The 13,278-nt window shown below is 35.5% G+C and carries 13 protein-coding genes; 8 read left to right on the forward strand and 5 right to left on the reverse strand.

The window, feature by feature from the left end:
• The first annotated feature begins 79 nt into the window (after positions 1-79).
• On the forward strand, positions 80-1,636 hold the full coding sequence (amaB, locus tag H599_RS0104150; protein WP_026712970.1) for an L-piperidine-6-carboxylate dehydrogenase: 1,557 nt from the start codon (positions 80-82) through the stop codon (positions 1,634-1,636).
• 181 nt (positions 1,637-1,817) lie between these two features.
• Here amaB and H599_RS0104155 read toward each other — a convergent pair whose 3' ends face one another.
• The 4 genes from H599_RS0104155 to H599_RS0104170 form a co-directional block, all read right to left on the reverse strand.
• Positions 1,818-2,336, reverse strand: a complete 519-nt coding sequence (locus tag H599_RS0104155) for a hypothetical protein (RefSeq protein ID WP_026712971.1) — start codon at positions 2,334-2,336, stop codon at positions 1,818-1,820.
• Between the two features lie 85 nt (positions 2,337-2,421).
• Positions 2,422-2,919: a DUF6646 family protein gene (locus tag H599_RS0104160; RefSeq protein WP_026712972.1), complete on the reverse strand. Its 498-nt coding sequence runs from the start codon at positions 2,917-2,919 to the stop codon at positions 2,422-2,424.
• A gap of 27 nt (positions 2,920-2,946) precedes the next feature.
• On the reverse strand, positions 2,947-3,672 hold the full coding sequence (locus tag H599_RS0104165; protein ID WP_026712973.1) for a metallophosphoesterase: 726 nt from the start codon (positions 3,670-3,672) through the stop codon (positions 2,947-2,949).
• Between the two features lie 101 nt (positions 3,673-3,773).
• Positions 3,774-4,913 (reverse strand): ATP-binding protein, encoded by a 1,140-nt coding sequence (locus H599_RS0104170; protein ID WP_026712974.1) that lies wholly within the window; start codon positions 4,911-4,913, stop codon positions 3,774-3,776.
• A gap of 110 nt (positions 4,914-5,023) precedes the next feature.
• Here H599_RS0104170 and H599_RS0104175 point away from each other — a divergent pair, with 110 nt between their 5' ends.
• Complete coding sequence (locus H599_RS0104175) at positions 5,024-5,836, forward strand: DUF4382 domain-containing protein (RefSeq protein ID WP_026712975.1); 813 nt, start codon at positions 5,024-5,026, stop codon at positions 5,834-5,836.
• A 51-nt stretch (positions 5,837-5,887) separates the two neighbouring features.
• Here the strand turns inward: H599_RS0104175 and H599_RS0104180 are convergent, their stop codons facing one another.
• Complete coding sequence (locus tag H599_RS0104180) at positions 5,888-6,643, reverse strand: SDR family NAD(P)-dependent oxidoreductase (protein ID WP_026712976.1); 756 nt, start codon at positions 6,641-6,643, stop codon at positions 5,888-5,890.
• A gap of 358 nt (positions 6,644-7,001) precedes the next feature.
• Between H599_RS0104180 and H599_RS0104185 the strand changes: the two genes are divergently transcribed.
• The 6 genes from H599_RS0104185 (at position 7,002) to H599_RS0104215 (ending at position 13,254) form a co-directional block, all read left to right on the forward strand.
• The gene (locus H599_RS0104185; protein WP_026712977.1) at positions 7,002-8,006 is read left to right on the forward strand and encodes an AAA family ATPase; all 1,005 of its coding nucleotides are present in this window, start codon (positions 7,002-7,004) and stop codon (positions 8,004-8,006) included.
• 82 nt (positions 8,007-8,088) lie between these two features.
• The gene (locus H599_RS0104190; protein ID WP_026712978.1) at positions 8,089-8,952 is read left to right on the forward strand and encodes a DUF58 domain-containing protein; all 864 of its coding nucleotides are present in this window, start codon (positions 8,089-8,091) and stop codon (positions 8,950-8,952) included.
• Positions 8,953-9,042: 90 nt separating this feature from the next.
• The gene (locus H599_RS0104195) at positions 9,043-9,402 is read left to right on the forward strand and encodes a four helix bundle protein (protein ID WP_026712979.1); all 360 of its coding nucleotides are present in this window, start codon (positions 9,043-9,045) and stop codon (positions 9,400-9,402) included.
• Between the two features lie 97 nt (positions 9,403-9,499).
• Positions 9,500-11,128 carry a BatD family protein gene (locus H599_RS0104205; protein WP_026712980.1) on the forward strand — a complete coding sequence of 543 codons (1,629 nt, stop codon included), beginning with the start codon at positions 9,500-9,502 and terminating at the stop codon, positions 11,126-11,128.
• Positions 11,128-12,129: a vWA domain-containing protein gene (locus tag H599_RS0104210; RefSeq protein ID WP_026712981.1), complete on the forward strand. Its 1,002-nt coding sequence runs from the start codon at positions 11,128-11,130 to the stop codon at positions 12,127-12,129. The genes H599_RS0104205 and H599_RS0104210 overlap by 1 nt, the downstream gene beginning before the upstream one ends.
• A 90-nt stretch (positions 12,130-12,219) precedes the next feature.
• The gene (locus H599_RS0104215) at positions 12,220-13,254 is read left to right on the forward strand and encodes a VWA domain-containing protein (protein WP_026712982.1); all 1,035 of its coding nucleotides are present in this window, start codon (positions 12,220-12,222) and stop codon (positions 13,252-13,254) included.
• Positions 13,255-13,278 lie beyond the last annotated feature (24 nt).

Raw genomic sequence — 13,278 nt, forward strand, 5'->3', positions numbered from 1 at the left:
TGCTTAAAGAAAGCAGGAAAAGGATGCTTCCCGAAATTTTGGGACTACCGGGGCTAAAACACGAAACCTATTAAATATCATGTCAACAATCGCAACACAATTTAGAATCAAAGAAGCATTAACACAATTAGGAATTTTGGATATAAACAAGGGGACATCAACTGGTGTCAATTGTTTTTCAACTGGGGAAATTCTGGAAAGTTATTCTCCCGTTGATGGTGCTTTAATTGCTAAAGTAATAACGACCTCGGCAGCCGATTACGAAAAAGTAATGCAGGCTGCCACCGAAGCTTTTAAAATATTCCGGTTGATTCCGGCTCCAAAACGAGGCGAAATCGTGCGTCAGTTTGGGGAAAAACTGCGTCAAAATAAAGCCGCTTTAGGAAAATTAGTTTCATATGAAATGGGGAAATCCCTTCAGGAAGGTTACGGCGAAGTTCAGGAAATGATTGATATTTGTGATTTTGCAGTTGGACTTTCCCGTCAATTGCACGGTTTGACCATGCATTCCGAAAGACCCAATCACCGCATGTATGAGCAGTACCATCCTTTAGGAATTGTTGGAATCATTTCCGCTTTCAATTTTCCGGTGGCGGTTTGGTCATGGAATGCGGCATTGGCATTGGTTTGTGGTGATGTTTGCGTGTGGAAACCTTCCGAAAAAACACCACTTTGCGGGATAGCCTGTCAAAATATTTTAGCACAGGTTTTACAGGAAAATAAGTTGCCGGAAGGCATTTCTAATTTAATAATTGGCGATTTTAAAACGGGTGAGTTGTTAACCAAAGACAGCCGAATTCCTTTAATTTCAGCAACCGGTTCTACCCGAATGGGGAAAATTGTAGCTCAAACTGTGGCTGCCCGATTAGGTAAATCTTTGTTGGAATTAGGAGGAAACAATGCCATAATTGTGACTCCGGATGCTGATATTAAAATGACGGTCATCGGGGCTGTTTTTGGCGCTGTGGGAACAGCCGGACAGCGTTGCACTTCAACACGAAGATTGATTATTCACGAAAATATTTATGATAAAGTCGCGGCAGCTTTGGTGGGGGCTTATCAGCAATTACGCATTGGAAATCCATTGGATGAAAAAAATCATGTGGGACCGTTAATTGATACCGATGCGGTTGAAAAATACAATAAAGCATTAGAAAAATCGGTTGCCGAAGGCGGAAAAATTCTTGTGAACGGAGACGTGTTTTCGGGAGAAGGTTACGAAAGTGGTTGTTATGTGAAACCGGCGATTGTAGAAGCTGAAAATAGTTTTGAAATTGTACAATGCGAGACTTTTGCACCGATTTTGTATTTGTTAAAGTATAGCGGAACTGTTGAAAATGCGGTTGCGATTCAGAATAATGTGGCGCAGGGGTTATCTTCGGCCATTATGACGAACAATTTGCGCGAAGCCGAATTATTCCTGTCAACCGCAGGTTCGGATTGCGGAATAGCGAATGTAAATATTGGAACCTCAGGTGCTGAAATCGGAGGTGCTTTTGGCGGAGAAAAAGAAACTGGCGGCGGTCGGGAATCGGGTTCTGATGCATGGAAAGTATATATGAGAAGACAAACCAATACCATCAATTATGGCAGTACTTTGCCTTTGGCTCAGGGAATAAAATTTGATTTAGATTGAAATAAAAAAAGCTTGTGATAAACACAAGCTTTTATATGTTAAATAAGAATCTTTAAAATTCCAAAGGTATTAACCTAAAATAATATCATTTTTCATAACTTGAAATTTATAAATTAGACAAATGTTGAATAATTATTAAACAAATGTAATGCCAAACAATCTAATAACCAAATACTTTTTGTTAATTAACAGATAAATCATTACCTGATAGAAATCGTTTGTTAGTAATACATTCTTTGTTTAAATAATCTTTTACAAATACTTTATTAAATCCAGAAATTGAATGTTTTGCAATTATAGAAAGTCTAATAAATGATCCATCATTTTGCCACATAGCTGATAAATCATCTATTGTTCGTATTCTGACTGCATGTAAATTATGAGGATCAGTATTTGAATTACAAGGCATATAAGATAAAAAATTATCTTTTAATGATATGTCTTTTCCTTGTAAGTTTCCGCCATTATAGTCTCCAATAGGTTTGTAGAATGTTAATTCAATATGAATGTCAAATATTTCGGAATCAGTCATATTTACGAATTTAAATAAATAACTATTTTCATTATTTACTTCTTGTTTACTAATGAAATCAGATATAGCAATAACTGGACGTTTCTTTTTTAAGAAAAACATTAGAAAGAAATATGAAGCAGCAACACCTGAAACTATACCAGTTATTAAGCTAGTTATGAAATCCATGATTTTTTAGTTTTAAAGATTATCAAAAATAAAATATTTAATTTATTTTCAATAATTTACTTTGCTAATTTTGTAGTGTTTTTATTTACAAATTAAAAGAAGCACCAATATTAAAGGTGAACTGATTGTTTAAACGTTCAAATCCGGTAGCTTCGGGTTTGTATTTGGCAATAGGGAAACCAATTTCACTCATGATTCCAAAACCATCTGTAAAGAAATAACGAACCCCCAAATGTGCGCCAAAGTTTCTCAGTCCTAAATCTAATCCCGGATAAATATCGACCTTTTCATCTACATTAAAAACATTGCCCAGATTTGCATTAAAACGAACTTTAAGATCTGCTCTGTCACCAAAATCAGGTTTGTTGCCTAATCCGTCTTTGTCAACAGATAGTAAATAAGAGGCTGTTGCGCCCACGGAAATATTTTCGCCCAAACCAAAATCGGTAGAAATTCTTATTCCTGAACCATGTTCCTGAATATTGGCTGCCACATCAAATTTAGTGTCCCCTTTTCCGCTAAAAGCCTGAGCGTTTGCGAAGCTGATAATAAGTAATGTCAGTAGTGTAAAAAATCTTTTCATAATCTTTTCGTTTTAGTGTTACTAAATCTAATTTCTTCCTTTTTCGTCAAAATATAATTGGTGCAAGGGTTCGCTTTGCCAAAATTCTTTAGTGTCAATATCCATGATGGTTAACGGCCCTTTGAAGGCAGCTCCGGTGTCTATATTCCAAATACAGGCTTTGTTTACCGGAACAGTTTTTCCAATTCGGGTAACAGGGGTGTGACCAATGTAAATTTCACTGTATAAGGTTAATCTTTTGGGATAGGATAAGTCGCTTGGTTTTAAATTTTGGTCTAATGCCAGAGCGGTTTCCCATAAAGTTCTGTCCCAATAAAAAAGTTTGGGAAAATATTCAAAGTTAATGCCGTTCATATTGGTAAAACCCGCATGGATAAAAAGACGTTGCTGTTCGTCCAGATAATAATCCTGCAGGGATTGTAAAAACTCAATATGTCTTTGTTTGTTTTCGTGGCTTACTTCTTCATAAGCAATAACGGTTGCTTCACCTCCGTGATTGTACCATAACAGATTGTCTTTACTGTCTTTTAGCCAATGCAAAAGCAGTTCGTCATGATTGCCTCTGATGAAAACACAGTTGTTTTTGGTGTTTAACTCGATTAGAAAATCCAATACCTGTGGCGATTGGCTCCAGCCATCCACATAATCTCCCAGAAAAATGAGTTTGTCTTTTGAGTTAACCTGAGCTCTTTCCAGAATTTGATGCAAGGCGCGTAAACCACCGTGAATATCTCCAATAACTAATGTTCTCATTTTTTTTGAATGCTGTTTTTGTTTTCCCAATTTAATAAAAATTGATTGACAGACAAAAAAGGAATGCTTTTTTCTTTTAGCGAAAAAATGAATTTGTCAAATTATTGGACGTCGTATTTCATTTTTCTTAAAATACGCATGGCTTCCTTGAAAGATAAATAGACTGAAGGAAAGGGTTTTAGGTGTGTTTTGGCATCGATTAGTTTTTGTTTGGCTTCTTCAAAACCGTTGAGGTAACAAATCATAAATGTTGAAGGCAGGTTTTCCAAATCTTTTTGTTCTCCGGAGCTAAGCTGTATGTCTTTTTTTAGTTTGCTTACAATTGCCAGATTGTTGTTGTAAATGTGGAAAAGCATTTTTTTGTTGAAAGCCGGAGGTTCAAAAAGCATTTTGCTCTCAATTTTGTAATAGCCGTTTTCAAAGAAAAAGATGGTTTGTTGTTCTAAAGGATAAAAACTGGTTTTGTCATTTAATCCAAGTGGAACATATTCGATAATGGTAAAACTATTTTCGTCAAAGGAGATAGTGATAACATCCTGAGCAGAATAAAAAAGTTTGATGTGTTCGTTAATTAACTCAATATCCACGCGGGATAAGAAGGTTTTTTCGTGAACTGTTTTGGGAATTCCGGCCCAGCAGATGACAAATAATTCTTTGAAAACCTTGTATTTGGGATCCATATCTTTGTGCCTGTAATTCATAAAATCAAAAAAACCGTCCAAGGTATATTTGATATTATTTCGCGAATTGTTTTCAAGGTCAATAACCGTTGCGGTATTCAGATAGTTTTTTTCGATTTTGTCTTCGGTGGGAGTAGTGTTGCTTCCTATTCTGATAAAAGTACTGTGAGCTGGAATAGTATGAATTCCTTTTTTGAAAGAGGAAATTTTATTCTTAGGTTTTATAGTAACCAGCCCGATTACTTTGTCTTTGGGCAGGTTAGGAAAAGGTACATTTTCGTATTGAATTTTCGGAGGATTATCTAAATAGGCATTAATGAGATTTTGAATGTGGCTGTCGTCAAAAAAGTCGGCGCCAATAATTTCATTGTCCTGATCTTCAACGCCTACTACGATATAGGAGTTGTTTGCCGGATTAGAGTTGGATAAAGCGCATATATGCTTTAAAAATTTGGATTTACCTTCTTTTGTGTGTAAATTTAGTTGGCGTTTTTTATCGTAAAAACTATTTTCATCATTATGAGCCAGCAAATTCTTTATTAAAAGTCGTTTGTTAATCATCTGAAAAAAAGATTTACGATTTGAGTTTTGAATAAAAAACAACAGTTATTTGGCAATATTGTTGTTTTTATTGCGTTGTCAATATACTAATTTTAAATAAATAAGAAAAAATGAAAAAGATTAAATTTCGCCCCCAATTATTTTTTATCATTGTTTTTCTGGCTACTTTTTTTACTGCTTGTAATGATAATGACGACAGTAATCAAACTGCACGAATGATGGTTCGAATGACCGATGCTCCCGGAGATTATGAAGAAGTAAACATTAATGTTCAAGACATTATGATAAAAACTTCAACCGATACCGGAGAGGAAGGTTGGGTAAGTATCGCTAGTGATGCATTTGTTCCCGGTGAACAAAATTTATTGGATTTAACAGGAGGAGTAAGTCTCTTATTGGCGGATAACGTTGTTCCGGCAGGAGAATTGGGACAAATCCGATTAATTTTAGGAGAAGGGAATTATTTTGTTAAAGATGGAGTAGATTATCCATTGGCTACGCCAAGTGCTATGCAATCCGGCTTAAAATTACAGGTAAATCAAACTTTACAGGCAGGAGCCACTTATGAATTTCTTTTAGATTTTGATGTTTCTAAATCGATTGTGACGGCCGGAACTTCCGGAAGCTTTAATTTAAAACCGGTTATTCGTGTTTCGGCAATGGCTACATCGGGAGTGATTAAAGGTAAAATTGACCCAATTCTTGAAGGTTATCAGGTTGAGGTTTCGGTTCCATTAGGAGATACAACTATTGCAGCTTTTGCTGACGAAACAGGAATGTTCCAATTAAATGGTGTACCGGCAGGAACTTATACCCTAACACTTACTCCGGATGCGGCTTCAGGAAAAACACCAATTGTTGTTGAAAATGTGATGGTGGAGAATGGAGAAGTTACCGATGTAGGTTCGGTGGCATTCGAATAAATAATTTAAAAAAGTAAAAAACAGCTCCTTAAAGAGCTGTTTTTTTTATGTTTATTCTTCCCGTTGAATCATAGTTGCCGAACCTTGTGCAGTACACATGACAACCAAATCAGAAATGTTTACGTGATAAGGTCTGGAGATAACAAAATGAATAATGTCGGCAATATCTTCTGGTTTTAACGGGGTGAAACCCTTGTAAACATTGGCTGCTTTTTCGGTATCGCCTTTAAAACGCACCTGGCTGAATTCGGTTTCAACCAGTCCGGGATGGATGGCTCCCACACGGATTCCGAAAGGGTTTAAATCCATTTTCATTGCTTTGTTCAACGCATCTACAGCGTGTTTGGTGGCGCAATACACATTGCCGTTTGGATAAACCTGTTTGGCAGCTGTGGAACCGATGTTGATGATGTGACCTGATTTTTGAGCAATCATTTTTGGAATTATTGCTTTCGAAACATACAAAAGTCCTTTCAGGTTGATGTCAATCATGTTTTCCCAGTCGTCTAAATCGCCGTCCTGAATTGGATCCAGACCGTGTGCATTTCCGGCATTATTAATTAAAATATCAATTTTTGCAAAAGATTCAGGTATTGAATTGATTTTTTCAAATACAGCTTTTTTATCGCTTACATCAAATTCCAGACTGTAAACCTTTGTCAGTTGACTTAATTCTTTTTCCAGCTCTTCCAGTCGGTTTTTGCGTCTTCCGCAAAGAATAAGGTTGTAATTATTTTGTGCCAAAAGTTGAGCCGTTGCTTTTCCAATTCCGCTGGTGGCTCCGGTTATTAATGCTGTTTTATTCATGATTTAATTGAAGTATTTTTTGTCGATTCTAAAAATAAGCTGCTGTTGTTTATTTGCGAAGAAATAAAATATTACAGCAGAATAAATTTCCGGGAAGGAACAAATGTCAGATTTATTCCTAAAGGCTTTAATTTCTGTTGTTTAGATTTGCTTTTTTTTGAAATAAAAGAGATTTTGATTTTTTTCAAAGACTAATTTTTAAAGTTCTTAAAATTATGGAAATTGTATCATAATTCGTCCTTAAAATTGCAGTATTGGCAGAAGTTTTAACCATTTTTTAACATCTTACCTTTAAAAAAAAATTCAATTTGCACTCTCAAAACTAAGGCATTAAATTCAAGGAATTAAAAATAATTTTATGGAAGAGAATACAGCGACTTTAGACATTAGAGCGATCAATGAAAAGATAGAAAGAGAGAGTGCTTTTATAGACCTTCTTACTATGGAAATGAATAAGGTGATTGTGGGTCAGAAGCACATGGTTGAACGATTATTGATTGGATTATTAGGGCAAGGACACATTTTGCTTGAAGGAGTTCCGGGATTGGCTAAGACTTTAGCTATTAATACCCTTTCGCAAGCGGTTCATGGTTCATTCAGCCGAATTCAGTTTACACCGGATTTATTACCTGCCGATGTTATCGGAACGATGATTTATAATATTAAGCAAAATGAATTCTCGATTAAAAAAGGACCTATTTTTGCTAATTTCGTTCTTGCCGATGAGATTAACCGTGCGCCTGCTAAGGTGCAATCTGCTTTGTTAGAGGCGATGCAGGAAAAACAAGTTACCATTGGTGATACTACTTTTAAATTAGAAAAACCATTTTTGGTTTTAGCTACACAAAACCCAATTGAGCAGGAAGGAACGTATCAGTTACCAGAAGCGCAGGTGGATCGTTTTATGCTGAAAACCGTAATTGATTATCCAAAAATGGACGAAGAGCGTTTGGTAATTCGTCAGAATCTTTCAGGAAGCTACGATAAAGTAAATCAGGTAGTTTCTATCGAACAAATTTTACGTGCACAACAGGCTGTTCGTGAAGTTTATATGGATGAAAAAATCGAGAAATACATTCTGGATATCATTTTTGCAACCCGTTACCCTGAAAAATATAAATTAGCTGATTTAAAACCTTTAATCAGTTTTGGATCTTCGCCTCGTGGAAGTATCAATTTGGCAACAGCGGCAAAATGTTATGCTTTTATCAAACGCAGAGGTTATGTAATTCCTGAGGATGTTCGCGCTGTGGTTCACGATGTGTTGCGTCACAGAGTTGGGGTGACTTATGAGGCTGAAGCTGAAAATATTACTTCGGTTGATATCATCAATAAAATTATAAACGAAGTAGAAGTACCTTAATTTAGTTTGCAGTTATCAGTTGTCAGTTGACAGTAATCTGTTTAACTGACAACAAACAACCGACAACCGACAACTGAAAAAAATGGATACAAAAGAGCTTTTAAAAAAAGTACGAAAAATAGAAATCAAAACCCGAAGACTGAGCGATCATATCTTCTCCGGGGAATATCATACTTCTTTCAAAGGGCGTGGAATGACTTTTAGTGAGGTGCGTCAATACCAATATGGCGATGATATTCGAAACATTGACTGGAATGTTACCGCCCGTTACAACGAAGCTCACGTAAAAGTCTTTGAAGAAGAACGTGAATTGACCATGATGCTGATGGTGGATATTTCGGGTTCGGAGAGTTTTGGTTCCAAAAATCAATTTAAAAAAGACATCGTAACAGAAATCGCTGCCACGATGGCTTTTTCGGCTACACAAAACAATGATAAAATTGGTTTGATTTTATTTTCGGACCAAATCGAATTGTATATTCCACCAAAAAAAGGGAGGTCACATGTATTACGCATCATTCGTGAGTTAATCGAATTTGAACCCAAAAGTCATAAAACCGATATTGCTCAGGCCCTGAAGTTTTTGTCGAGTACACAAAAAAAGAAAGCGATTGTTTTTATGATTTCCGATTTCATGGCGAGCGATTATGAGCAAACGCTGAAAATTGCTTCTAAAAAACATGATTTGACGGGAATTCGTGTCTATGATATTCGCGAAGAAAAAATGCCAAATCTGGGAATGGTTTCAATGCTGGATGCTGAAACCGGCGAAATGCAATTGGTAGACACCGGTTCGAAAGCCGTTCGAATGAGTTATGAAAAATATTATCATAACCAATTGAATTATTTCAAAGAAACTTTCAGTAAATCAGGTTCAGGCGTAGTAAATACAAGAGTTGACGAAAGTTACGTAACCAAATTACTGGGCTATTTCAAATCGAGATAAAGATTTTAGATTGAAGATTAACGATTTATGATTTATGATTGAATTTGATTGAAAATCATGTTTAGGATATTTGAACTAAGATTATTAGCAATGAACAAACTGGAACTGGAGAATAGATTGATAGATTTTGCAGCAACTATTATTTCAGTTGCAGGTAATTTTGAAAAGAATTACGCTGGGAATCATTTAGCAACTCAAATTATTCGTTCAGGAACTGCTCCGGCTTTAAACTATGGGGAAGCTCAAAGTGCTGAAAGCAGTAAAGATTTTGTGCATAAAATGGGGATTTGTTTAAAAGAGTTGAGAGAAAGTTTTGTTTGTTTAAAAATTATTGAAAAAGCGAATTTAACAACAGATTTGAATGATTTAGTTAAAGCAAAAATAGAAGCAAACGAGTTGATTTCTATTTTCGTGTCAAGTATCAAAACGGCAAAAGCAAATATGAAATGATTTTGAATTTGAGAAAACGAGTTGTAATTGTGGAAAATCAGCAATCAAAAATCGTTAATCTTCATTCGTTAATCATTTTTAAGCGAAAATTAATATAATGAAAAAACAAATATTCTTCTTATTATTTCTGTTTTCTACGGCCATTTTTGCTCAAAAAAGAGTAGAAACAAGTATCGATACCACTAAAAATAAAATTGGAGCCGAGTTCAAACTGACTTTAAAAACCTCGGTAGATACCTTGTCTAAGGTTGTTTTTCCAAATTTAAAATCGTTTGGGAAATTAGAAGTAATCCAGTCTTATCCTATCGATACGGTAAAAAACAATGATCGATACGAATTAATCAAGAAATACGGACTGACTCAGTTTGATTCCGGACGTTATGTGATTCCGGCTGTGAAAATCGTAATAAACAACAAACCGTATTTGAGTGATTCGATTGCGGTTGAGGTGGCCAATGTTCCCGTGGATACTTTAAAGCAAAAAATGTATGATATTAAAGATATTCAGCCGGCTAATGATTCAATAGGTAATTGGTGGAAATATCTTTTGGGATTTTTGCTTATTCATATAATTGCTGCGGGGGTATATTTCTTCTTAAAGCATAAGCAAAAGAAAAAAATAGAAGAAGAAGTTTATAAAACACCAATTGAAAAAGCAACCAGTTTGTTGAATAATCTGGAAAAGAAAGAGCTTTGGCAAAAAGGAGCAATAAAGGAATATTATAGCGAACTGACCGATATTGCCCGAAATTATATCGAAGAAGCCATTGAAATTCCGGCAATGGAAAGTACCACATCTGAATTGATTGCAGGATTAAGAGCGGCTTCGGTCAAAAAGAAAATGACACTTTCTCCTGAAACTATTGAAAATCTGGAAAGGGTTTTAAAACAGGCCGATTTAGTAAAATTTGCCAAATCAAAACCTTTGGAATATGAAATTACCGAGGATAAAAATAAAATCCAAAAAGCGATTTTAACACTGGATAGTTCGATTCCGGTTGAAATTCCGGAGGAAGAAGATGTTTTACTGAATGAAGTTCAAAGGCAAAAACAAATTGCACTGCAGTTAAAGAAAAAAAGGAACAATCGCATTGTTATCAGTGTAGCTTCTGTTCTTTTTTTATTGTTAGCCACTACTTTTTATTTGATGGCAACCAGAGGATTTGATTATGTAAAAGACAATCTTATCGGTCATCCGTCAAAAGAATTATTAGAAGGCGAGTGGGTAAAAAGTGAATATGGAAATCCGGCCGTTCGGATAGAAACGCCTAAAGTATTAGTGCGTACCGATTTGACAAAATCCTTGCCTAAAGAGGGAATGGCATTAATTAAAGAAATGCAATCTTTTGTTTATGGAAGTTTGATTGATGATTTTTATTTGATGGTTTCAACTTTCAAGTACAAACAAGAAGGACAAATAGATTTGAAAAAATCGATGGATGGTTCATTACAGGCTATGGAGTCCCAAGGTGCGCAAAATATGATTGTGAAACAGGAAGACTATGAGACCAAGGAGGGAATTACGGGCTTAAAAGCTTATGGAACTTTCTCCAGAGTAAGTCCGATAACTAATGATCAGCAAAGAATGTATTATGAAATTTTGATGTTTAGCCAGGAAGGTGGTTTACAACAGATATTGATTTTACATCAGGAAGGAGACAAGTATGCAAATGAAATTTCGGAAAGAGTGTTAAGTTCCGTTGAATTAAAAAATGAAGGCAGATAATGGCAAAAATAACTTTTTTAAATCCGGAGTTTTTTTGGTTGTTTCTTTTAATTCCATTGGCTATTATTTGGCTGGTTTTAAAAAGAAATCAGCAATCGGCAACTTTAAAAGTAAGTTCGATAAAAGGTTTTAAAACCAAACAATCCACTTTAGCAAAGCTAAAACCTTATTTAAATGTATTGCGTCTTTTGGCTTTAAGTTCTTTAATTGTGGCACTGGCGAGACCCAGAACAGTAGATATTAGTAATAGAACTAAAACAACTAAAGGAATTGATATTGTAATGGCAGTGGACGTTTCGGGAAGTATGCTGGCCAAAGATTTAAAGCCTAACCGTATGGAAGCTTTAAAAAGAGTAGCTACTGATTTCGTTGAACAACGACCTAATGACCGAATTGGATTAGTGGTTTATGCTTCTGAAGCTTATACTAAAACGCCCGTAACCAGTGATAAAGCCATTGTAGAGCAGGCAATTGAAAGTATTAAATATGATAATGTTTTACAGGACGGAACCGGAATCGGAATGGGATTGGCAACAGCCGTAAACCGATTAAAAGACAGTCAGGCTAAGAGTAAAGTGATTATTTTATTGACGGACGGAGTAAATAACGCCGGATTTATCGAGCCGGAAACAGCCGCTGATATCGCCAAACAATACGGTATAAAAGTATATACCATCGGAATTGGGACTAACGGAATGGCGGAGTTTCCTTATGCAGTAGCCCCAAACGGACAATTTTTGTTCCAAATGATGAAGGTGGAAATCGATGAAAGACTGATGAAAAGTATCGCTGCCAAAACGGACGGAACTTATTTCAGAGCAACGAGTAACAGCAAATTAGCAGAGATTTATAACGAAATCAACAAACTGGAAACAACCGAAATACAGGAATTAAAATTCTATGATTATGATGAAAAATACCGCCCTTTTGTGTGGTTAGCCGGTATTTTAGTTTTAATCGAAATTGGATTGCGAAATACAGTTTACAGAAGCTTTATATAAAAAGATTTATTGAATGAAGATTAACGATTTTTGATCTTTGATTTGGTACTTCAACAATCAAAAATCGTTAATCAACAATCAAAAATTATTATGGAATTAGACGAAAAAAAATATTTGTACTTACTGATTGTATTGCCTCTTGTGGTTTTACTTTTTCTGATGAATATGTATTGGAAGAAGAAAAAACAAAAGGAATTTGGCGATTTGGAAATCATCAATAAACTCAGTCCCGAACGTTCGGTTTTTAAACCAGTTTTAAAACTTATCGTTCTTTTGTTAGCTTTATTAGCTTTGATTATCGGATTAGTCAATCCAAAAATCGGGACCAAATTAGAAACGGTAAAACGCGAAGGAATCGACATTGTTTTTGCAATGGACGTTTCTAAAAGTATGCTGGCAGAAGACGTTGCTCCAAATCGTTTGGAGAAAAGCAAGCAAATTGTTTCGCAAATTATCAATCAGTTAGGAAGCGACCGCATTGGAATTGTGGCTTATGCGGGAAGCGCTTTCCCGGTTTTGCCTATCACGACCGATTACAGCGTGGCTAAGATGTTTTTGCAAAGCATGAATACTGATATTGTTTCTTCACAGGGAACTTCTTTGGATGAAGCCATCAGATTGTCAGGAACTTATTTTGATGATAAAAGTAAAACTTCCAAATTGGTGATTATGCTTTCGGACGGAGAAGACCATTCGGAAGGTGCCGAAGCCGCTGCCGAAGAAGCCAATAAAATGGGAATGCGCATTATTACGGTAGGAATCGGGACTGAAAAAGGAGGAACGATTCCGTTAAAAGTAAACGGAGTGGTTCAAAGTTACAAGAGAGATAAAAATGATGAGGTAGTAGTAACTAAGTTAAATCAGTCTGGGCTTGAAGAAATTGCCAAAGCAACAAAAGGCGGTTATGTAAATGGAAATAATACCAAAGAAGTATTGGATTACATCAAAAAAACCTTGGATAATATTCAAAAAACCGAATTTGAATCGACACAAATGGCCGATTTTGAATCTCAATTTCAGTGGTTTTTAGGATTTGCTTTTCTGTTGTTGTTTGTGGATATTTTCCTTTTGGAGAAAAAAACCAATTGGGTGAAGAAGTTAAACTTATTTAACGAAGAAAAATAAATGGCATTTCTCGGTTTAGAGAAA

Origin of the sequence: Flavobacterium daejeonense DSM 17708 (assembly GCF_000425425.1) — a bacterium.
GTDB lineage: Bacteria > Bacteroidota > Bacteroidia > Flavobacteriales > Flavobacteriaceae > Flavobacterium > Flavobacterium daejeonense.